The 19,544-nt window shown below is 72.0% G+C and carries 20 protein-coding genes; 11 read left to right on the forward strand and 9 right to left on the reverse strand.

Features of this window, described 5'->3' with window-relative positions; all coding sequences use genetic code 11:
- Nucleotides 1-218 precede the first annotated feature (218 nt).
- From ABCR83_RS19795 to ABCR83_RS19805, 3 genes are all read left to right on the forward strand, one after another.
- Nucleotides 219-1,811 carry a S1C family serine protease gene (locus ABCR83_RS19795; RefSeq protein ID WP_462696409.1) on the forward strand — a complete coding sequence of 531 codons (1,593 nt, stop codon included), beginning with the start codon at nt 219-221 and terminating at the stop codon, nt 1,809-1,811.
- 155 nt (nt 1,812-1,966) lie between these two features.
- On the forward strand, nt 1,967-2,392 hold the full coding sequence (locus ABCR83_RS19800) for a sec-independent translocase (RefSeq protein WP_462696410.1): 426 nt from the start codon (nt 1,967-1,969) through the stop codon (nt 2,390-2,392).
- A 116-nt stretch (nt 2,393-2,508) separates the two neighbouring features.
- The gene (locus tag ABCR83_RS19805; protein WP_462696411.1) at nt 2,509-3,285 is read left to right on the forward strand and encodes a hypothetical protein; all 777 of its coding nucleotides are present in this window, start codon (nt 2,509-2,511) and stop codon (nt 3,283-3,285) included.
- 63 nt (nt 3,286-3,348) lie between these two features.
- Here ABCR83_RS19805 and ABCR83_RS19810 read toward each other — a convergent pair whose 3' ends face one another.
- The 3 genes from ABCR83_RS19810 to ABCR83_RS19820 are packed head-to-tail and all read right to left on the reverse strand — an operon-like array spanning nt 3,349 to nt 6,426.
- Nucleotides 3,349-4,506, reverse strand: coding sequence for an Mrp/NBP35 family ATP-binding protein (locus tag ABCR83_RS19810; protein WP_462696412.1), 1,158 nt, complete (start codon nt 4,504-4,506; stop codon nt 3,349-3,351).
- 43 nt (nt 4,507-4,549) lie between these two features.
- Nucleotides 4,550-5,140, reverse strand: coding sequence for a DUF1003 domain-containing protein (locus tag ABCR83_RS19815; protein WP_462696462.1), 591 nt, complete (start codon nt 5,138-5,140; stop codon nt 4,550-4,552).
- An 8-nt stretch (nt 5,141-5,148) separates the two neighbouring features.
- Complete coding sequence (locus ABCR83_RS19820) at nt 5,149-6,426, reverse strand: magnesium transporter MgtE N-terminal domain-containing protein (RefSeq protein ID WP_462696413.1); 1,278 nt, start codon at nt 6,424-6,426, stop codon at nt 5,149-5,151.
- Between the two features lie 170 nt (nt 6,427-6,596).
- Here ABCR83_RS19820 and ABCR83_RS19825 point away from each other — a divergent pair, with 170 nt between their 5' ends.
- Nucleotides 6,597-7,340 (forward strand): hypothetical protein, encoded by a 744-nt coding sequence (locus ABCR83_RS19825; RefSeq protein WP_462696414.1) that lies wholly within the window; start codon nt 6,597-6,599, stop codon nt 7,338-7,340.
- Between the two features lie 7 nt (nt 7,341-7,347).
- Here the strand turns inward: ABCR83_RS19825 and ABCR83_RS19830 are convergent, their stop codons facing one another.
- Together ABCR83_RS19830 and ABCR83_RS19835 are read right to left on the reverse strand one after the other, a co-directional pair.
- A complete protein-coding gene (locus ABCR83_RS19830; RefSeq protein ID WP_462696415.1) occupies nt 7,348-7,875 on the reverse strand; it encodes a hypothetical protein in 528 nt (175 codons plus the stop codon).
- A gap of 91 nt (nt 7,876-7,966) precedes the next feature.
- Complete coding sequence (locus tag ABCR83_RS19835) at nt 7,967-9,073, reverse strand: magnesium and cobalt transport protein CorA (protein ID WP_462696416.1); 1,107 nt, start codon at nt 9,071-9,073, stop codon at nt 7,967-7,969.
- 484 nt (nt 9,074-9,557) lie between these two features.
- On the opposite strand from ABCR83_RS19835, the gene ABCR83_RS19840 reads away from it, so the two are divergent.
- From ABCR83_RS19840 to ABCR83_RS19855, 4 genes are all read left to right on the forward strand, one after another.
- On the forward strand, nt 9,558-10,151 hold the full coding sequence (locus ABCR83_RS19840) for a suppressor of fused domain protein (RefSeq protein ID WP_462696417.1): 594 nt from the start codon (nt 9,558-9,560) through the stop codon (nt 10,149-10,151).
- A gap of 71 nt (nt 10,152-10,222) precedes the next feature.
- Nucleotides 10,223-10,864, forward strand: coding sequence for a DUF6758 family protein (locus ABCR83_RS19845; RefSeq protein ID WP_462696418.1), 642 nt, complete (start codon nt 10,223-10,225; stop codon nt 10,862-10,864).
- Nucleotides 10,865-10,981: 117 nt separating this feature from the next.
- Nucleotides 10,982-11,836, forward strand: a complete 855-nt coding sequence (locus ABCR83_RS19850; RefSeq protein WP_462696419.1) for a PHP domain-containing protein — start codon at nt 10,982-10,984, stop codon at nt 11,834-11,836.
- 139 nt (nt 11,837-11,975) lie between these two features.
- Nucleotides 11,976-12,581, forward strand: coding sequence for a MarC family protein (locus ABCR83_RS19855; protein WP_462696420.1), 606 nt, complete (start codon nt 11,976-11,978; stop codon nt 12,579-12,581).
- 77 nt (nt 12,582-12,658) lie between these two features.
- Here the strand turns inward: ABCR83_RS19855 and ABCR83_RS19860 are convergent, their stop codons facing one another.
- Nucleotides 12,659-12,811 carry a hypothetical protein gene (locus tag ABCR83_RS19860; RefSeq protein ID WP_462696421.1) on the reverse strand — a complete coding sequence of 51 codons (153 nt, stop codon included), beginning with the start codon at nt 12,809-12,811 and terminating at the stop codon, nt 12,659-12,661.
- Nucleotides 12,812-12,989: 178 nt separating this feature from the next.
- On the opposite strand from ABCR83_RS19860, the gene ABCR83_RS19865 reads away from it, so the two are divergent.
- Entirely contained in the window at nt 12,990-13,916 is a 927-nt protein-coding gene (locus ABCR83_RS19865; RefSeq protein ID WP_462696422.1) for an NYN domain-containing protein, read from the forward strand.
- Nucleotides 13,917-14,045: 129 nt separating this feature from the next.
- A complete protein-coding gene (locus ABCR83_RS19870; protein WP_462696423.1) occupies nt 14,046-14,819 on the forward strand; it encodes a VOC family protein in 774 nt (257 codons plus the stop codon).
- Here the strand turns inward: ABCR83_RS19870 and ABCR83_RS19875 are convergent.
- Nucleotides 14,791-15,672 carry an alpha/beta fold hydrolase gene (locus ABCR83_RS19875; protein WP_462696424.1) on the reverse strand — a complete coding sequence of 294 codons (882 nt, stop codon included), beginning with the start codon at nt 15,670-15,672 and terminating at the stop codon, nt 14,791-14,793. The genes ABCR83_RS19870 and ABCR83_RS19875 overlap by 29 nt on opposite strands.
- Nucleotides 15,673-15,782: 110 nt before the next feature.
- Complete coding sequence (locus tag ABCR83_RS19880; protein WP_462696425.1) at nt 15,783-17,831, reverse strand: DEAD/DEAH box helicase; 2,049 nt, start codon at nt 17,829-17,831, stop codon at nt 15,783-15,785.
- Nucleotides 17,832-18,358: 527 nt separating this feature from the next.
- Between ABCR83_RS19880 and ABCR83_RS19885 the strand changes: the two genes are divergently transcribed.
- A complete protein-coding gene (locus tag ABCR83_RS19885) occupies nt 18,359-19,096 on the forward strand; it encodes a ferritin-like fold-containing protein (protein WP_462696426.1) in 738 nt (245 codons plus the stop codon).
- 43 nt (nt 19,097-19,139) lie between these two features.
- On the opposite strand, the gene ABCR83_RS19890 is transcribed toward ABCR83_RS19885, so the two are convergent.
- Complete coding sequence (locus tag ABCR83_RS19890) at nt 19,140-19,421, reverse strand: hypothetical protein (protein WP_462696427.1); 282 nt, start codon at nt 19,419-19,421, stop codon at nt 19,140-19,142.
- Between the last annotated feature and the right edge of the window lie 123 nt (nt 19,422-19,544).

The raw sequence follows: 19,544 nt of genomic DNA on the forward strand, positions 1-19,544 counted from the left end.
GGGCTATGGGGGAGGGTGATGCGACAACGCGGCGAGGCGCCGTGCCAGGCGCCGCGGAACCCGTGCCGACCCATCGGACACCCCCTGAGCCGCACCCGGCGAGGCCGGGGCCGCTGCAAACGCCGCGCAGGACCTGGTTGAATCGCAGGTGGGCCGCACGCCCCGGCGCTGCCTTCCGGTGCCGGGCAGGGCCCCGGTCGATCGTTGGGGGGAGAGGCATGGACGAGGACAGGGCGCCGGTTTCCGGATCCGAGCCCAAGCACTGGTGGAACCGTCCCCGTCAGGAGGCGGACTGGAGTCTCGAGCCGCCGCTCCGGCAGCCCGGCCCGGGAGTCACGGCCGAGCCGCCGCCCCGTCCCGAGGCCGCGCCCGCCGCCGCGGCGCCCCCGGTCCCGGGGCAGGGCGGCGCCCCGGCTCCCCGGCACGCCCCCGACCCCTACGGCACGCCCCCGTACGGCCACCCCGGCCCCTGGGCGCCCGCGCCCCCGGTCCAGCTGGGGGCGCCTCCCGGGCCATCGGCTCCGGCGGCACCGATGACCACCCCCGCGCAGGGCGGCCACCTCCCGCCCGCCGGGGAGCCCCCGCTGATGACCGCCGCCCCCCGCCCGGCGCCCCCGGCACCCGTCGCACCCCCGGGCGGGCCCTGGCAGTACGACCCCTGGGCGGCCGCCTCGCGGCCCCCGCAGCAGGGCCCGGCGAAGGGCGGCGTGACGCGGGGCCGGATCGTGGCCGGAGCCGTGCTGGTGGCCCTGGTCGCGGGCGGGGTGGGCGGCGGGATCGGCGCCTATCTGGAGCGGGACGGCGGCGTCGGCGGCCACCATGTGACGCTGCCCCAGTCACCGGCCGACAAGACCGACCGCGAACCCGGGAGCGTCGCCGGGATCGCCGCCCGCGCGCTGCCCGGCGTGGTGACGATCCATGTGCGCGGCGGCAGCGCCCAGGGCACCGGCACCGGCTTCGTCCTGGACAAACAGGGCCACATCCTCACCAACAACCACGTCGTGGAGCCGGCCGGTTCGGACGGCACGATATCGGTGACCTTCAACGGCGGTCAGACCGCCAAGGCCACCGTCGTGGGCCGGGACAGCGGTTACGACCTGGCCGTGGTCAAGGTCTCGGGGGTGTCCGGGCTGACCCCGCTGGCGCTGGGGAACTCCGACTCGGTGCGCGTCGGGGACTCCGTGGTCGCCATCGGCGCGCCCTTCGACCTGGCCGGCACGGTCACCACGGGCATCATCAGTGCCAAGGAGCGCCCCATCACGGCGGGCGGGCACAAGCAGGACGGCAGCGACATCAGCTATGTCGACGCACTCCAGACCGACGCCCCGATCAATCCCGGCAACTCCGGCGGCCCCCTGGTGGACTCCCAGGCCCGGGTCATCGGCATCAACAGCGCCATCCGCTCCACCGGTGACTCCGCCTCCGGAGCCCAGGGCGGCAGCATAGGGCTGGGTTTCGCCATACCGATCAACCAGGCCAGGCGCGTTGCCGAGGAGCTCATCAACACCGGCAAGGCCACCCATCCGGTGATCGGCGTCTCGCTCGACATGGAGTATTCGGGTGACGGCGCCCGGGTGAACGCCAAGAGCTCCGGCGGCGCGGCCGTCACCCCCGGCGGGCCCGCCGACAAGGCGGGCATCCGCGCCCAGGACGTGATCAAGAAGGTGGACGACGTCCCCGTCCACAGCGGCCAGGAGCTGATCGTCAAGGTCCGCAGCCACCGCCCGGGGGACCGGCTCTCGCTGACCGTGGAGCGCGACGGCAAGGAGCGGACGCTGGGGCTCACCCTGGGTTCCGCCACCGCGGGCTGACCCCGAGTCCGGCGAAGGCGTTGGCCAGATGTTGGCCCGGGCGTCTCCCACCGCGCCCGCGGGTCCAGGTACCGTGATGGGCGGCCTACTGTGTTTCCCGGGGGACAGCCCCCGAACCCCCGGCCCGGGCCACCCACGCGTATAGGAGCTACCAGGTGCTGGACATAGGACCCCTCGAGCTGGTGTCGCTCGTCGTCCTCGCCGTGCTCATCTTCGGGCCGGACAAGCTGCCGAAGATGATCCAGGATGTGTCGCGCACCCTGCGCAAGATCCGGCAGTTCTCCGAGAACGCGAAGCAGGACATCCGCTCCGAGCTGGGGCCCGAGTTCAAGGACTTCGAGTTCGAGGACCTGCACCCCAAGACCTTTGTGCGCAAGCAGTTGCTGGACAAGGACGAGCTCGGGCTGAAGGAAATCCGCAACGGCTTTGACCTCAAGGCGGAGATGGCCGAGGTCACGGATGCGGTGAACGGCCGGGAGAGCTCCCCGGCCGCCCCCTCGGGCAGCGGCCCCGACCTGCTGAAGAAGCCCGAGCGGCTGCAGCCCGGCGAGCGCCCCCCGTTCGACTCCGACGCCACCTGAGGCCTCGCCTGCCGGGCCCCATTGACGAGGGTGGCTATCCTCCCTTTGTTTGGGGTGATGTCGCCCGCCGTGACGGGACGGTCACGACCACGGGGCAATGAGGAGGCACCGCGCAGATGGAGACCACGAGTCGGGCCATGACGGCCACAGCGTCCGCCGCGGGGGCGTCCTCCCCGGCACCGGGAGCGCAGCAGGGCGGGCCCGGCCCCCGGCGGTCGGCCGACGGCTATCTGCAGGCCGCCTTCCCGTGGTACGGCCTTGACGAGGCGTTCACCGGACGGCGCTGGCTGATGCAGGTGGGCACCGCCGCCGACGGCACCGTCGAGCACGGCTCCACGGGACACGGGACGGAGCCCACGCTGCGCACCGACTGGACGGGCAAACCCGACAAGGCGGCCAGGACCGAGAAGTTCTCCGGGGCCCAGCGCTTCGCGGTCGTGGTGACCGTCGCCAGCCGCCCGCTGCGGCGCAGCGCCGACGGCACCGGCGTGCTCGAGGCCACCTCGGTGTCCTCGGCGGCCTGGCTCGCCGGGGCGGGCCTGCTCTCGTACACCTGGCCCGCCCAGATGGAGCGGGCCCTGCGGCAGAACTGGCTCGACCAGCAGACCGCCCTCGCCTGGGAGCTGGCCGACCGCCTGGACGAGGCCCCCTGGACCACCCTCTCGCTGCCGGTGGACGGGGTGGCGACGGACTTCCGCTACCGGGAGTCCGACTACGGCTGGGTGCTGGCCGGTTCGGCCCCCGATCCGCGCGGCGACGGCCGCTCCGGTGGAGCCGGTGCCGGCACCGGGGGAGTGAACGTGGGGGCCTACGGGCGGGGCATGAGCGCCTATGGCATGGGCTTCTCGGTGATCAAGGACATTGCGGACTACGGCTGTCAGGGCCTGGGCTGACCCAGCCTGTGCTGATCCACCGGCTGTGCTGATCCGCCGGCTGTGCCCTGAGCCCGCGGTCCGTCAGAACTTGTTGCGCGGAGTGATGCCGAGCGACATGCCGGACAGCCCGCGCTGCCGGCCGCCCAGCTTGCCCGCGATGGCGCGCAGCGCGCTGCCCGCGGGCGACTCCGGGTCGGTCAGCACCACCGGCCTGCCGTCGTCGCCGCCCTCGCGCAGCCGCACATCGATCGGGATCGAGCCCAGGACCGGCACGGTGGCGCCCGTGGTCCGGGTCAGCCCGTCGGCGACCGTCTGGCCGCCGCCGGTGCCAAACACATCGACCATTTCGTCGCAGTGCGGGCAGGGCAGCCCGGACATGTTCTCCACCACGCCGACGATCTTCTGGTGGGTCTGCACGGCGATCGAGCCGGCCCGCTCGGCGACCTCGGCGGCGGCCTGCTGAGGCGTCGTCACCACCAGGATCTCGGCATTGGGCACCAACTGGGCCACCGAGATGGCGATGTCGCCGGTGCCCGGCGGCAGGTCCAGCAGCAGGACGTCCAGGTCGCCCCAGTAGACGTCGGCGAGGAACTGCTGGAGCGCCCGGTGCAGCATGGGGCCGCGCCACACCACCGGGGCGTTGCCCGGGGTGAACATGCCGATCGAGATGACCTTCACGCCGTTCGCCGACGGCGGCATGATCATGTTCTCCACCTGGGTCGGCCGGCCGTCGGCACCCAGCATCCGCGGCACCGAGTGGCCGTAGATGTCCGCGTCCACCACGCCGACCTTCAGGCCGTCCGCCGCCAGCGCCGCGGCGAGGTTGACGGTCACCGAGGACTTGCCGACGCCGCCCTTGCCGGAGGCCACGGCATAGACCCGGGTCAGCGAACCGGGCTTGGCGAACGGCACCTCGCGCTCGGCCACGCCGCCGCGCAGCGAGGCGGCCAGCTCGCGCCGCTGCTCGTCGCTCATCACCTCCAGCTCGACGGTGACAGCCGTGACACCCTCGACGCCCGCGACGGCATCGCGCACATTGGCGGTGATCGTCTCTCGCATGGGGCAGCCGGACACCGTCAGATAGACCACCACCGCGACCGTGCCGTCCGCCGCGATGTCAACGGATTTGACCATCCCCAGCTCGGTGATCGGCCGGTGGATCTCGGGGTCGTCGACCGTTGCGAGTGCGGTGCGCACCGCCTCTTCGGCGGGGACGGAGACAGGGGTGTCGGTAGCCATGCCCCGATGGTACGGGGCATCACCGACCTCCCGGAAAGGGTTGTCAGCGGTCGCGTTCCTCACTCTCGGAGGGGAATATCCGCCGCTGCTCCATCTCCTTCATCAGCTCCTGGAACTCCGAGCGGATCCAGTCCCTCGTCGCGACCTCACCGAGCCCCATGCGCAACGCGGCGATCTCCCGGGTGAGGTATTCGGTGTCCGCGATGGACCGCTCGTTCTGCTCGCGGTCCTGCTCCAGGTTGACCCGGTCCCGCTCGTCCTGCCGGTTCTGGGCCAGCAGGATCAGCGGGGCCGCGTAGGAGGCCTGGAGGGACAGCACCAGGGTCAGGAAGATGAACGGGTACTGGTCGAACCGCAGAAATCCGGGTGCGGTGGTGTTCCACACCACCCACAGCACGATGACGACGGACATCCAGACGATGAAGCGGCCGGTGCCCAGGAACCGGGCGATCTCCTCGGACATCCGCCCGAAGGCCTCCGGGTCGTACTCCGGCAGCAGGCGGCGCCGGCGCGCCTTGGGCTGGTCCAGCCGGGCCCGCTGGGACGGCGGCGCGGTGGTCCACTCCGTCGGCAGATCACGGTGCTTGCCGGGCTCGCCGCGCCGCTCGTGGTCGCGTCTGCGGTCGGCGCCCATCGGCGGTCTCAATTGTTCATCCCCAGGGCGTGGTCGTGCAGTTCGGTCTCCCGCCAGTCGTCGGGGAGCAGGTGGTCCAGGACGTCGTCCACGGTGACCGCGCCCAGCAGCGAGCCGCTCGCGTCCACCACCGGCGCGGCGACCAGGTTGTAGGTGGCGAGGTAGCTGGTGACGGCGGGCAGCGGGGTGTCCGGTGCCAGCGGGCGCAGGTCGGTGTCGACGACCGCGCCGACCAGTACGAACGGCGGGTCGCGCAGCAGCCGCTGGAAGTGCACGATGCCCAGGTACTTGCCGGTGGGCGTCTCGTCCGGCGGGCGGCAGACGTACACCTGGGCGGCGAGCGCGGGGGAGAGGTCCGGGTTGCGGACGCGCGCCAGGGCGTCGGCGATGGTGGCGTCCGGGCGCAGCACGATCGGTTCGGTGGTCATCAGGCCGCCCGCGGTGCGCTCTTCATAGGCCATCAGCCGCCGCACATCCGCCGCGTCGCCGGGCTCCATCAGCGTCAGCAGCCGTTCCTTGTCCGCCTCCGGGAGTTCGGAGAGCAGGTCGGCGGCGTCATCGGGGTCCATGGCCTCCAGGACGTCGGCGGCGCGTTCCTCCTGGAGCTTGCCGAGGATCTCGATCTGGTCGTCCTCCGGCAGTTCCTCCAGGACGTCCGCGAGGCGGGCGTCGTCCAGGGCCGCCGCCACCTCGGCCCGCCGCTTGGGGGAGAGGTGGTGGAGCACATTGGCGAGGTCGGCGGGGCGCAGCTGTTCGAAGGTCGCCAGCAGGTTGGCCGCGCCCTGGCCGTGCTCCTCGAGGGAGAAGCCGGTGACCGCCGACCACTCGACGGTCAGCGTCTCTCCCTTGCGGCGCAGCGTCCCGCCCTTGCCGCGCCGTACGAAGACCTTGTCGATCGCCCAGTCGCGGCGGGCGGTGAGCTGGGTGATCGACACATCGAGGACCGTGACCTCGGCGACCTCGTCCTCGGTGTCGACCAGCCGCACCCGGCGGTCGAGCAGCTCGCCCAGCACCAGCGTCTCGGTGGCGCGCTGTTCGAAGCGCCGCATGTTGATCACGCCGGTGATGATGACCTGGCCGGATTCCACACCGGTCACCCGGGTCATGGGGAGGAAGACCAGCCGTCGGCCGGCGACCTCGACGACCAGTCCCAGGACGCGCGGCGGCCGGGCGCCGACCCGCAGCATCGCCACCACGTCGCGGACCCGGCCGACCCGGTCGCCGTTGGGGTCGAAGACGGCCACACCGGAGAGGTGGGATACAAACACCCTGGCGTTCGCCGCCATGCCGTGGCACCTCCTCGGGCCGTCCGCGGTGTTGTGATGTCCGGTTCAGGCTAGCGTGGCTGGTTCCGCTCCGCTCCGGCGGAGTCCGGGTATGGACGCGCCCGGGGCCGCCCCGCGGTGGCGCGAGTACGCTGCCGTACTCCACCGGCGAGCAGGAGGCATGAGCAGAGGTGCGAACCCGTAACGCGGCCCAGGTGGTGGCCCTGTGCGTGGGGCTGTCCACGGTGCTCACGGCCTGTGGCGGTGGCGGCGAGGACCCCGACGCGGGGACCAATGGCGTCGGCAGGCTCCGGCCGGCGGCGATCCAGGACAAGGCGCGCGCGGCCGCCCGTGCGGCGGACGCGGTCCATCTGTCGGGCAGCGTCATCAGCCAGGGCCGGACCTACCGGATCGACATGCGGCTCAAGAAGGCCGGCGGCACCGGCCGGGTCTCCTCCGACACCGTCGCGTTCGAACTGCTGAGGGTCGGCGACGATCTGTTCCTGAAGGCGAATCCGGCCTTCTGGTCACGTGCGGACGGCACCTCGAAGGGCCGGGGCACCGCCGCCGCCGACAAGCTCGGCGGCAAATATGTGAAGGTGCCGTCGGGGGACCCCTCCTACCGGCAGCTGAGGGGTTTCACCGACAAGGACGTCCTGCTGGACGGGCTGCTCGGCCTGCCCGGCAAGCTGTCCCGGGGCGAGCACCGGACCCTCGGCGGCGTCCGCTCGATCCGGGTCAACGGCGGTGACGACAAGGGCACCGGCGGCACCCTCGACGTCTCCCTCGACGGGACGCCGTATCCGCTGCGCGTCCAGCGGGCCGGCCGGGCCGGTCAGCTGGAACTGGGCGACTGGGGCAAGGACTTCGCGCTGGCCGTCCCGGCGAAGCGGCAGCTGGTGGACTACGGGAAGCGGATCCCTGCCGGGGGCTGACGCGGCACTAGGGGGTGCCCGGCTGTCGCCGCTGCTTCCGGCGCCGCCCGCGCAGCAGCTTCGGCAGGGCCGCCGGGACGGGCCCGCGGGTGGTGGCGGGCGTGGCCAGGGGCACGGACGACAGCGAGCCGTCCGGGAGGGGCGCCGTGTCGCCCGTGGGCTCCAGTCGCAGCAGGCGGCAGTCGCGCGCCCACCGCTCCTCGATGCCCTCCGCGTCCACCGCGTTGAGCCGCTTGCCCTTCAGCTCGGCGACGGCGCCGGTCCAGGCCTCGCCGCCCGCCGTCAGCTCGCCGACCCTGGCCGTCCAGGTGACGATCCGGCCGCCCTTGTCCTTGCTGCGCACGGTCACGGTCGCGGTGCCGCCGTCGGTGAGGCCGAGGTCGTCCAGCGGCTGTTCGCCGGGGCCGCCGATGAGGTGGGCGGCGCCCTCGTGCCAGACGTGCCACAGGGCCCGGGCAGGTCCGGCGGGTCCCTGCACCCAGATGAGGCCGGACTTCTTGGCGGCCTCTTCGATCAGTGCCCGGGTCAGCGTCATGCGCCAACTCTAGGGCTCGGTGACACAGGGCAATGCAGATGCATGCGCTCGACCGGTGAACGATGCCCGTACGCGAACCGGGGCACCGCCGCTATAGCCACCCGTTCCGCTTGAAGCCGCGGTGGATCGTCACACAGATCCCGACGGTGAGGAGCATGACGGCCGGGTAGCCGTACTTCCAGCCGAGTTCCGGCATGTACTTGAAGTTCATGCCGTAGATTCCGGCGATCATCGTCGGCACCGCGAAGATCGCCGCCCATGAGGTGATCTTGCGCATGTCCTCGTTCTGCGCGAAGGACGCCTGGGCCAGGTTGGCCTGGAGGATCGAGTTGAGCAGGTCGTCGAAGGCGACCACCTGCTCGTGCACCCGCGCCAGGTGGTCGGCGACATTCCGGAAGTACTTCTGGATGTCCGGGTCCACCAGTCCCATCGGCCGCTCGCTGAGCAGCTGCAGCGGCCGCATCAGCGGGGTGACGGCCCGCTTGAACTCCAGCACCTCACGCTTGAGCTGGTAGATGCGGCCCGTGTCACCGCCCCGCGAGATGCCCTTCCCCGGCAGCGAGAAGACATCGATCTCGACCTCGTCGATGTCGTCCTGCACCGCATCGGCGACCGCTATGTAGCCGTCGACCACCTGGTCGGCGATCGCGTGCAGCACCGCGGAGGGACCCTTGGCGAGCAGCTGGGGGTCGTCCTGCAGCCGCAGCCGCAGGGTGCGCAGCGAGCCGTGGCCGCCGTGCCGGACGGTGATGATGAAGTCCTCGCCGGTGAAGCACATCACCTCACCGGCCTCCACCACCTCGCTGGTGGCGGTGAGTTCGGTGTGCTCGACATAGTGGATGGTCTTGAAGACCGTGAACAGCGTGTCGTCGTACCGCTCCAGCTTGGGCCGCTGGTGCGCGTGTACCGCGTCCTCCACGGCCAGTGGGTGCAGTCCGAACTCCGCGGCGATACCGGCGAATTCCTGCTCGGTCGGCTCGTGCAGCCCGATCCAGGCGAAGCCGCCCTCCGCCCGCACCCTGCGCATCGCCTCGGCCGGGCTGCAGTGCGCGCTCGCCCGCTTGCCGTCGCGGTAGACGGCACAGTCGACGATGGCGCTGCTGTGGGAGGTGTCGCAGCCGGCCTCGTACGGGTACGGCGAGTCGGCCCGGCGCAGCGCGGGGCGGACGGCGGCACGGAGGTCGCGGATCATCGACAAGGCTGGCTCCATTCACGGGCCGCCCGGCAGCCCGGGGCATGGGCACAACGCTGCCGGGAACGTGGACGTGATGCCCGGAGGAGGGCGTACGTCCGCAAAGCGGGCGGCGCTTCGCGCCATGCGTGGGATGGCACTGGCGGCAAATTCGCTGGAAACGCTGAGGATGCTGGAAACGCTGAGAACGCCGAGAACTTCGCAGATGGCGTGCAGGAGGGGCGAGCGGACGGCGCTCTCCCGTCAAGTGCCGCGGGAGCGAGGGGACTTCCCGGGGAAGACCTCAGCTCACCGGACGCGCGTCCGGAGCGGGAGGACGGGAGAACCGTCGGTACTGCACGGTCGACTAGGATCCACCGCAGCCCCACCTCCTCCGGCCGGTCCCGTTGAGGGACGGACGTAACTCCCTGATCAGGGGCCAAGGCTAGCAGCCGTGCGGAGTGCCGATCCCCGCCTTTGCCCGTTCGATACACGTTCTATGCTCGGCCCCATGTCAGACGTTCTCGTCCTGGCCGAGGCCAGGTTGCGCACCGCGCTCGGCGAACCGGACGCCCGCGCGGCGGTGACCTTCCTGGGTGCGGACCGCATCGAGGTCCTCCGCTTTCCCGCCTCCGGTGATGAGGACGTCGTCCGCTACGCCACCCTCGGCATGTCCGCCCAGCCGATGGCCGACCCGGCCTCGATGCTCGCCGATCCGCTCCGCGGTCCGCGTGCCGAGTTGATCCTCTCCGTCCGCCCGGGCCGGGCGGACACCGACCAGGTGCTCCGCCCGCTGGCCGTGCTTGCCGCGTCGCCGCAGGTGGAGGGCGTGGTGGTGGCGCCGGGGGCTTCGCTGGACACCGGCGGTCCGCTGTGGCCGGGCGCGCCCTTCACCGCGGTGCTGGTCGCCGAGTCCGGCGGACTGGTCGAGGATCTGGAGCTGGACGGGGCACTGGACCCGGTCCGCTTTCTGCCGCTGCTGCCGATGACCCCGAACGAGGCGGCGTGGAAGCGGGTGCAGGGCGCGGCCGCGCTCGAGGAGCGCTGGCTGCGGTACGGCACCGATCTGCGTGATCCACTGCGCGCGGGCGTTCCGCTGGGGTAGGACCTGGAGGCGGGCTCCGGACGGGTGATCGTCCTTGACGCGACGGCGGCCTGGGAGGACCGTTGGACCCTATGAGGGGCGAACCCAGTTGCCCGAAGTGCGGTGGCCGGGTGCGAGCGCCCGGTCTCTTCGCCGACTCCTGGCAGTGCGCGGTGCATGGCACGGTGCATCCCCTGCAGCCGGTCGTCCCGCCGAGCGTCGAGGCGCTGGCCGTCGTCGTCAACCGGGCCAGGGTCCCGGTGTGGATGCCCTGGCCGCTGCCGGTCGGCTGGCTGTTCACCGGCGTGGTCTGTGCGGGCGACGACCGCAGCGGCGGCCGCGCCACCGCGGTGGCCTGCTCGGGTCCGGGCCCGTTCGGCGGCCCCGGTGAGCTGCTGCTGGTCGCCGAGGAGCTGGGTGTCGGGCTGGGGGCCCGCTACGCGGGCATCGACGGACCGGACCCAGGCCCCTATCTGAGCGTCGACCGCGCCCCGCACGCCAAGGTCTTCGCGGCGGGCCGCCCCACCCACCTCTGGCATGTCGAGGGTGCGCCCGGCGACCGGGCCGTCTTCGCGGGCGAGGCGCGCGGGCTGTGGCTGTGGGCCATCGTCTGGCCGGAGACCTCGGCCCTGCTGATGTACGGCGAGCTGGTGCTCACGGATCTGCGCGACGCGGGCGCCGAGGTGGATCTGGTGCCGTGCGGGGCGCTGTCGCCGCGCATCCTGGCACCCTGACCCATCGGACACCCCCTTGCCGGCGGTTATCCTGAACCGGTCCGTTCTGTCCGCACTCGGTTCCGTCCCGCATCCGGTTCCGTCCGTGCTCCTTGTCATCGCCGGGAGGTCTGAGTCGTGCGCATCGATCTGCACACCCACTCCACGGCCTCGGACGGTACGGACACCCCCGCCGAGCTGGTCCGCAAGGCGGCCGCGGCCGGGCTGGACGTGCTCGCGCTGACCGATCACGACGGCGTCGGCGGTCATGCCGAGGCCATCGCGGCGCTGCCCGCCGGTCTCACCCTGGTCACCGGGGCTGAACTCTCCTGCCGCCTGGGCGGCGTCGGCGTGCATATGCTCGCCTACCTCTTCGATCCCGCCGAGCCGGAGTTCGCCCGGGAGCGCGAGCTGGTGCGCGACGGCCGTGAGCCGCGCGCCCGGGGCATGGTCGCCAGGCTCCGGGAGCTCGGCGTGCCCATCACCTGGGAGCGGGTGGCGGAGCTGGCCGCCGGCGGCGCCGTCGGGCGGCCGCATGTGGCCGCGGCCATGGTCGAGCTGGGAGTCATCGACAGCGTCTCGGACGCCTTCACCCCCGACTGGCTGGGCAACCACGGCCGGGCGTATGTCGACAAGCACGAGCTCGACCCCTTTGCGGCGGTCCGCCTGGTCAAGGCCGCCGGGGGAGTGACCGTGCTCGCCCACCCGATGGCGGCCAAGCGCGGCTGGTGCGTTCCCGAGAGCGCGATAGCCGAGCTGGCCGCGGCCGGTCTGGACGGCGTCGAAGTGGACCACATGGACCATGACGCGCCCGCCCGCGCCCGGCTGCGCGGCCTCGCCGCCGACCTCTCCCTGCTGACCACCGGTTCCAGCGACTACCACGGCAGTCACAAGACCTGCGAGCTCGGCGAGTTCACCACCGACCCGGAAATCTACGGCGAGATCACGCGCCGGGCGACGGGCGCGTTCCCCGTTCCGGGCGCCGGCGGCTGACCCCGGCGCTCACCACGGAGCACGAGGCACCTACGGGCGTGCGTCACAACGTCCATAGGCCCGTACGCGCCTGTGCGCCGTGCGCATTGACCCGCACACCTCTTGTCCCCCCGCTCGGCACCACTCGCAAGGCACCACTGTGTTCGACTTCGCTGTCTTCGGATCCCTCTTCCTCACCCTTTTTGTGATCATGGATCCCCCCGGCATCACGCCGATCTTCCTCGCCCTCAGCTCGGGCCGTCCGGCCAAGGTTCAGCGGCGCATGGCCTGGCAGGCGGCGGCCGTCGCCTTCGGCGTGATCACCGTCTTCGGCATCTGCGGCCGGCAGATCCTCGACTATCTGCACATCACCACCCCCGCTCTGATGATCGCCGGCGGACTGCTGTTGCTGCTCATCGCGCTGGACCTGCTGACGGGCAAGTCGGAGGAGCCCAAGCAGACCAAGGACGTCAATGTCGCGCTGGTGCCGCTGGGCATGCCGCTGCTGGCCGGGCCCGGGGCGATCGTCTCGGTCATCCTCGCGGTGCAGCGCGCGGACTCGGCTGCCGCGCAGGTGTCGGTGTGGGTGGCGATCGCCGCCATGCATGTGGTCCTGTGGCTGGTGATGCGCTACTCGCTGCTGATCATCCGGGTCATCAAGGACGGCGGTGTGGTGCTGGTGACCCGGCTCGCGGGCATGATGCTCTCCGCGCTCGCCGTGCAGCAGATCATCAACGGCATCACCCAGGTCGTCACCAAACAGTGAGACGCTTCGAACGCGGGACGCCCCCGTACGGATCAATTCGTACGGGGGCGTCCCGCGTTTGAGCGAGCGGCGGTGATTCAGCGCGTCCCGGTGTCGGCCGGGCGGATATAGATGCGTTGGCCTATTGAAGCGGCCTGCTGCACGATCCGGTTGACGGAGGCGGCGTCCACGACGGTGCTGTCGACGGCGGCGCCGTCGATGTCGTCCAGGCGCATGATTTCGAAGCGCAAGGCTTCTCCCTTCGTCTGATCCTCCTGAGGAGAACTGCATGAACAGTGACGCGCGCTGCTTCGGTGCAGCGCGTTCCATACGTGTCCAACGAGGTGGTCACTACAAACATTCCCTACGCTAAGGAAATTTTTAACGTGACTAATGACTCTCCGATGACTCGACTGAATCGACCGCCACATGACTGAACTGAACCCGGCCCCACCGGACCTCGGCGCCGTCGCCGCAGGCATCGAGCGCACCAATGAACTGCTCACCCGGGTGCTCGCCGAGGTCGCGACCACCCCCTCCACCCATGCGGTCTTCGTGGACGCGGGCTATGTGTACGCCGCGGCGGGCCGCCTGGTCGCCGGCACCGAGGACCGGCGGGCCTTTGAACTCGACGCCGAGGGGCTGATCGAGGCCTTTATCGACAAGGCCCGCATGATCTTCCCCGACAGCAGGCTGCTGCGCGTCTACTGGTACGACGGCGCCCGCCGCCGCATCCACACCGCCGAGCAACAGAGCATCGCCGAGCTCCCCGACGTCAAGGTCAGGCTCGGCAACCTCAACGCCAACAACCAACAGAAAGGCGTCGACTCCCTCATCCGCACCGACCTCGAGTCGCTCGCCCGGCACCGCGCCATCAGCGACGCGGTGCTCATCGGCGGCGACGAGGATCTCGTCTCGGCCGTCGAGGCGGCACAGGGCTATGGCGCCCGGGTCCACCTCTGGGGCATCGAGGCCGTCGGCGGGCGCAACCAGGCCGAGCCGCTGCTGTGGGAGGTCGACAGCCAGCGCACCTTCGACCTCGACTTCTGCAAGCCCTATGTGACGCGCCGCACGGCCTACGAGCCCTTCGGCGAGGCGTCCGCCCACCGCGGCCCCGCCCCCTCCCGCGACGATGTGCGATTTGTGGGCGCCCAGGTGGCGGCGCAGTGGCTCGGTTCGCGCGGGCGCGCCTCGCTCGCCGAACTGCTGCCCGGGCACCCCTATCTGCCGGGCACCATCGACCAGGAGCTGCTGGTCGAGGCAGAGGCGCTGCTGGGGCTCTCGCTGCGGGGGCACGCGGATCTGCGCCGGGCGCTGCGGGACGGGTTCTGGGACCACCTGCGGATGCAGTACTGACACGGTGCGGGCGCGCCGGAATGCGCGCACGGGGAGCGAGTGGAACCCTGGCTACGGGTGGTCGAGCCCGGGTGCGCACGACCTCCGCCCTCTCCCGAGAACCACACAAGAGAAACGAGGCGATCGGCCATGTCGGCTTCCGACCGCGCGGGGCCCGGCACGCCCTGCTGGGTGAGCCTGCTGACCGGTGACCTCACCGCGGCGCAGGACTTCTACGGTGCGGTGCTGGGCTGGACCTTCCGACCAGGCTCGCTGGGCGAGGACTTCTCGGTGGCGGTCCACGACGGCAAACCCGTCGCCGGGATCGGCAATGTCGCACGGTCCATGGGAGTGGCCGTCTCCTGGACCGCCTACTTCGCCGTCGACGACGCCGACGCGGTCGCGGCCCGGGTGCGCGAGCGCGGCGGCACCGTCGCCGTGGGGCCGCTCGCCTTCGGCCAGGGCCGCGCGGTGCTGGCCTCCGACCCGGACGGTGCGGTCTTCGGCTTCTGGGAGGGCCGGGTCCTGCGCGGCTGGACCATCGGCAGCGGTGCCGCCCCCGCCTGGCTGGAGCTGCGCACCCGGGACTGCTTCGACGCCGCCCAGTTCTATGGCGCGGTCTTCGGCTGGGACACCCAGGAGACCGACGTCGCCTACGAGGACAACGCCGTGATGGTGCGGGTGGGCGGCCACACCGTGGCCTGTCTGCGCGGCGGCGGTGTCGAGGCCGCGCCCGACCCACGGGTCCGGCCCCGCTGGCACGTCTACTTCCGCGTCGACGACGTCGAGAAGGCCGTCGAGGCCGCCCTCGCGGCCGGCGGCCGGCTGGCGGCCGAACCCCGCCGGTCCAGGGTGGGCCATGAGGCCACCCTGTGCGACGCCGAGGGCGGGCTCTTCACCGTGACCGTCGACTCCGGCGGCTGAGCTCGTCCCAGAAGCCCAGCAGCGCCCGGGCGGTGGCGGCCGGGCGCTCGGCACCCGGGGAGTGACCGGCGCCCTCGATCACGGTACGCACCGCGGACAGCTCCTTCGCCATGGCGTCGAGCTCCGGCACCGGCCAGGCGTGGTCCTCCGCACCCGAGACGACATGCACCGGCAGCGGCACCCGGGCCAGCTCCCCGACGCGATCCGGCTCGACCGTCAACTGGCGCCCGGTGACGATGAGTTGCTCGGGCACCGTGGCCAGCCAGCGCCGGTGCAGAAAGTCCTCGAGCTCGGGGGAACCGGCCGGGTCCGTGCCGTTCTCGGCGTCCAGCCGCCGCATCTGTTGCCAGACGCTCTCCATGTCCGTTCGCGGCCGCGCCAGGGCGTCGATCAGCAGCCGGGTACGGGCCCGTTGGGACTCGGAGAGCGCGGCCCGGCCGCTGCTCATCACGGTGAGCGAGCGGAACGGCGCCGGGTCGCCGAGCACCGCCGCCCGGCCGATCAGGCCGCCCAGCGAGTGCCCCAGCAGGTGCACCTCCCCGCCGAGGGCCGCGGCCTGCGCCCGTACATCCAGGGCCAACTGCTCCTGTGCGTAGGCTGCTTCATCGCGTGGGCCCGGGCTCTCGTACTGACCCCGGCCGTCCACGGCGACGGCCCGGTAGCCGGCCGCGCCAAGCGGCTCGAGCAATGCGATGAAGTCCTCCTTGCTGCCGGTGAACCCGGGGACCAGCAGCACGGTTCCGCGCGGCGGGGAGCCGGGCCGCGCGTCGTGCACGGCGAACTCTCCGCGCTCGGTGGCCAGGTGATACGCGCGTGCGCGCGGGGGCAAAGTGAGAAAGGGTGGCCTGCTCATCTCCCGAGGCTAACCGGCGGCCGATCCCGGCGTCCGATTGCCGCCGGACCCGCGAGCGCCGGGCGGGCTACCGATGTGGCCCGCCCGGCGCTCAAGGGCCTGACCCGGCCTCAGGCCTGGGCGGTGTCGACGGCTGCCACGGCCTTCTTGGCCGTGCGGGTGCGCTTGGGCTTCGCCTCGGCGGTGTCGACCGCGGCTGCGGCCTTCTTCACCGTGCGGGTGCGCTTCGGCTTCGCCTCCACGGCCTCCGGGGTGGCTTCGGCCTCGGTCACCGCCGCCTTCACGGTGCGGGTCCGCTTGGGCTTGGCCTCGGCGGTGTCGACCGCGGCTGCGGTCTTCTTCACCGTGCGGGTGCGTTTCGGCTTCGCCTCCGCCTCGTCAACTGCCGCCGGAGCGGCTGCCTTTGTGGTGCGGGTGCGCTTGGGCTTGGCCTCGGCGGTGTCGACCGCGGCTGTGGCTTTCCTGGCCGTGCGGGTGCGCTTCGGCTTCGCCTCCACGGCCTCGGCCACCTCAGCCACCTCGGCAACTGCCACGGCCTCGACGGTCTCGGCCTCGGTGACCGCTGCCTCCGCCGCAGGCGCCTGCGCCGGGACGGCGGCGACAGCGGCCTCCGGCCGCGTCGCTGCGCCGCGGGTACGGCGGCGGCGCGGCTTGGCCGGAGCCTCCGGCTCCTCCGTGGCGACCGGAGCCACCGCCGCTTCCGGAGCAACGGCGGCCACCGGAGTCACCGCCGCCTCCGCGGCGACCGCGGCGACCGCCGAGGAGCCGCTGCCGCGCGTGCGGCGGCGGCGCCGCGGGCGGGCCGGGGTTTCTGGGGCCGTGGCGGCGGGTGCCGTAGGCGTGTCCGTGTCCGTCGGGGCGGTCAGCGGCGCGCCCGAGCGGGTGCGGCGGCGCTGGCGCGGGGTGCGGGTGCGCGCGGGGCGCTCCTCCGCGGCCTCCTTCGGGCCGCGGCCGCGGCCCCGGCCGCCCGTCTCGCCGAGGTCCTCGATCTCCTCGGCGGCGAGCCCGGCACGGGTCCGCTCGGCGCGCGGCAGGATGCCCTTGGTGCCGGCCGGGATGCTCAGCAGCTCGTACAGGTGGGGAGACGTGGAGTAGGTCTCCTCCGGCTCGTCGTGGGGGAGCTCGAGCGCCTTGTTGATGAGCTTCCAGCGCGGGATGTCGTCCCAATCGACCAGGGTGACGGCCGTACCCGACTTGCCCGCGCGGCCGGTGCGGCCGATGCGGTGCAGGTAGGTCTTCTCCTCCTCGGGGGACTGGTAGTTGATGACGTGCGTGACATTGTCGACGTCGATGCCGCGCGCGGCGACATCCGTGCAGACGAGGACGTCCACCTTGCCATTGCGGAAGGCTCGCAGCGCCTGCTCGCGCGCGCCCTGGCCGAGGTCGCCGTGGACGGCGCCGGAGGCGAAGCCGCGGCGGGCGAGCTGGTCGGCGATGTCCGCCGCGGTCCGCTTCGTCCGGCAGAAGATCATCGCCAGGCCGCGGCCCTCGGCCTGGAGGATGCGGGCGACCATCTCCGGCTTGTCCATGGAGTGGGCGCGGAAGACGTACTGGTCGATGTTGGCCTGGGTGACGCCCTCGTCGTCCGGCGCGGTGGCACGGATGTGCGTCGGCTGGGACATGTAGCGCCGCGCGAGGGAGATGACCGCGCCGGGCATGGTCGCCGAGAAGAGCATGGTCTGGCGGGTGGCCGGGAGCATGGTGATGATGCGCTCGACATCGGGCAGGAAGCCCAGGTCGAGCATCTCGTCGGCCTCGTCCAGCACCAGCGCCTTGATGTGCGCCAGGCTGAGCTTCTTCTGGCCGGCCAGGTCCAGCAGCCGGCCGGGGGTGCCGACGATCACGTCGACGCCCTTCTTGAGCGCCTCGACCTGGGGTTCGTAGGCCCGGCCGCCGTAGATCGCCTGGACCCGCACATTGCGGACCTTGCCGGCGGTGAGGAGGTCGTTGGTGACCTGCTGGCACAGCTCACGGGTGGGGACGACCACCAGTGCCTGCGGGGCGTCGGTCAGTTCCCCGGGCCTGGCCCGGCCCGCCTCGACGTCGGCGGGGACCACCACGCGCTCCAGCAGCGGCAGGCCGAAGCCCAGGGTCTTGCCCGTGCCGGTCTTCGCCTGGCCGATGACATCGGAGCCGGAGAGGGCGACCGGGAGCGTCATCTCCTGGATGGGGAAGGGGTTGACGATGCCGACGGTCTCGAGGGCTTCGGCGGTCTCGGGAAGGATCCCGAGATCTCGGAAAGTGGATGCAGTCTGCGTTTTCAGGGGTTTGCCTCTTCTGTGAGACGCGGCGCGAGGCGGCGAAAGGGGTCGTACGAGGAGTCCGTACGTACCGCGCCGGAGTACTCGGCCGGCCAGGGGGCCGGATGGCGCGGGACCACTGCCTTCGCGCGAGCACACGTGCCGCGAGCGGATCCCTCCTGGCGCGCGTACGTCTGGTACGCGCCGCGCGGAGGGCGGTCGGTTTTGTGGAAGCCGATCGGGCCACCGACCGGGCATCCGCTGGCGCTCCGGGGACTGTCTCCCGAAAGAACCGGCATGAGGACGGCCGGCCGAATACTCGGCTGGCCAACTAGCACTGTACCCCGGAAAGCCGCACCTGTGTCCGGACCGTCTGTGATCGGATCCGTCGATGAGTGGCTGACCAGGCACTTCCGCCCAGGATCGGGCGGGCTATCGTTCGCTGCATGGAGACGCCCGACAAGGCCACCGCGCCTACCGAAGCCCACACCGGAATCGCCGCCCAGGACTGGGCCCAGGCCTCCGCCGACCCGCAGTACCGGGCCGCCGTCGTGGACCTGCTCGGCGCCCTCGCCTATGGCGAACTGGCCGCCTTCGAGCGGCTCGCCGAGGACGCCAAGCTCGCGCCGACGCTGGACGACAAGGCCGCCCTGGCCAAGATGGCCGCCACCGAGCTGGGCCACTTCGAGCGGCTGCGCGACCGGCTGGCGGCCATCGATGTGCAGCCGACCGGAGCGATGGAGCCGTTCGCCGCGGCACTGGACGAGTTCCACCGCCAGACGGCGCCGTCGGACTGGCTGGAGGGCCTGGTCAAGGCGTATGTGGGCGACTCGATCGCCAGCGACTTCTACCGGGAGGTCGCGGCCCGGCTGGACTCCGACACCCGGGCCCTGGTGCTGACCGTGCTCGGTGACACCGGCCATACGACGTTCGCGGTCGAGAAGGTGCGGGCCGCGATCGAGGCCGAGCCGAGGGTCGGCGGGCGGCTCGCGCTGTGGGCCCGGCGGCTGATGGGCGAGGCGCTCTCGCAGGCGCAGCGGGTGGTCGCCGACCGGGACGCGCTGTCCACCATGCTGGTGGGCGGGGTGGCCGACGGCTTCGACCTCGCGGAGGTCGGAAAGATGTTCTCCAGGATCACCGAGGCGCACACCAAGCGGATGGCCGCGCTCGGCCTGGCGGCGTGACCGTGGCGATCCGGCCACCGACCGGCCCCTCGGCGGGCGCGTCTCAGGCCGTCGCTGACCGGCGGGGCGGGACGGCCGTCGGGCGCAGCAGCAGCGAGAGCAGTGTGCTGGCCACGCCGAGGGATGCCACCAGGGTGGCGATCGCATGGCCCGGGCCGAGCACCGAGTGTGTCAGCAGGGCGCCGAAGAGACCGGCGACCGGTCCGGTCGACAGTGCCAGCGCCCGGGAGTGGAACCGGCCGAAGCGCGCGGGCAGCCAGCGCAGTGCTCCGTAGGAGACGGCGAGGCCGATGAGGACCGACCCGAGCGCTTCCCAGAGGATCATGGTGGAGTCCCTCCCGTGCGGTGGCCGAGAAGCGGGTGCAATTCGGTCGTGGCGGTCTTACCCCTTGACCCTGCTGGGCAACCCTGGTGCCGCTGCCGCGTATGACAACGGCGGGGCCCGGTG

The organism is Streptomyces xingningensis, assembly GCF_054957865.1.

Coding starts and splice junctions, on each gene's coding strand:
- ABCR83_RS19865 (WP_462696422.1), top strand. CDS start 12,990: ATGACTGAACTGAACCCGGCCCCACCGGACCTCGGCGCCGTCGCCGCA.
- ABCR83_RS19890 (WP_462696427.1), bottom strand. CDS start 19,421: ATGATCCTCTGGGAAGCGCTCGGGTCGGTCCTCATCGGCCTCGCCGTC.
- ABCR83_RS19875 (WP_462696424.1), bottom strand. CDS start 15,672: ATGAGCAGGCCACCCTTTCTCACTTTGCCCCCGCGCGCACGCGCGTAT.
- ABCR83_RS19870 (WP_462696423.1), top strand. CDS start 14,046: ATGTCGGCTTCCGACCGCGCGGGGCCCGGCACGCCCTGCTGGGTGAGC.
- ABCR83_RS19810 (WP_462696412.1), bottom strand. CDS start 4,506: ATGGCTACCGACACCCCTGTCTCCGTCCCCGCCGAAGAGGCGGTGCGC.
- ABCR83_RS19815 (WP_462696462.1), bottom strand. CDS start 5,140: ATGGGCGCCGACCGCAGACGCGACCACGAGCGGCGCGGCGAGCCCGGC.
- ABCR83_RS19845 (WP_462696418.1), top strand. CDS start 10,223: ATGAGGGGCGAACCCAGTTGCCCGAAGTGCGGTGGCCGGGTGCGAGCG.
- ABCR83_RS19820 (WP_462696413.1), bottom strand. CDS start 6,426: ATGGCGGCGAACGCCAGGGTGTTTGTATCCCACCTCTCCGGTGTGGCC.
- ABCR83_RS19840 (WP_462696417.1), top strand. CDS start 9,558: ATGTCAGACGTTCTCGTCCTGGCCGAGGCCAGGTTGCGCACCGCGCTC.
- ABCR83_RS19885 (WP_462696426.1), top strand. CDS start 18,359: ATGGAGACGCCCGACAAGGCCACCGCGCCTACCGAAGCCCACACCGGA.
- ABCR83_RS19830 (WP_462696415.1), bottom strand. CDS start 7,875: ATGACGCTGACCCGGGCACTGATCGAAGAGGCCGCCAAGAAGTCCGGC.
- ABCR83_RS19795 (WP_462696409.1), top strand. CDS start 219: ATGGACGAGGACAGGGCGCCGGTTTCCGGATCCGAGCCCAAGCACTGG.
- ABCR83_RS19880 (WP_462696425.1), bottom strand. CDS start 17,831: ATGACGCTCCCGGTCGCCCTCTCCGGCTCCGATGTCATCGGCCAGGCG.
- ABCR83_RS19805 (WP_462696411.1), top strand. CDS start 2,509: ATGGAGACCACGAGTCGGGCCATGACGGCCACAGCGTCCGCCGCGGGG.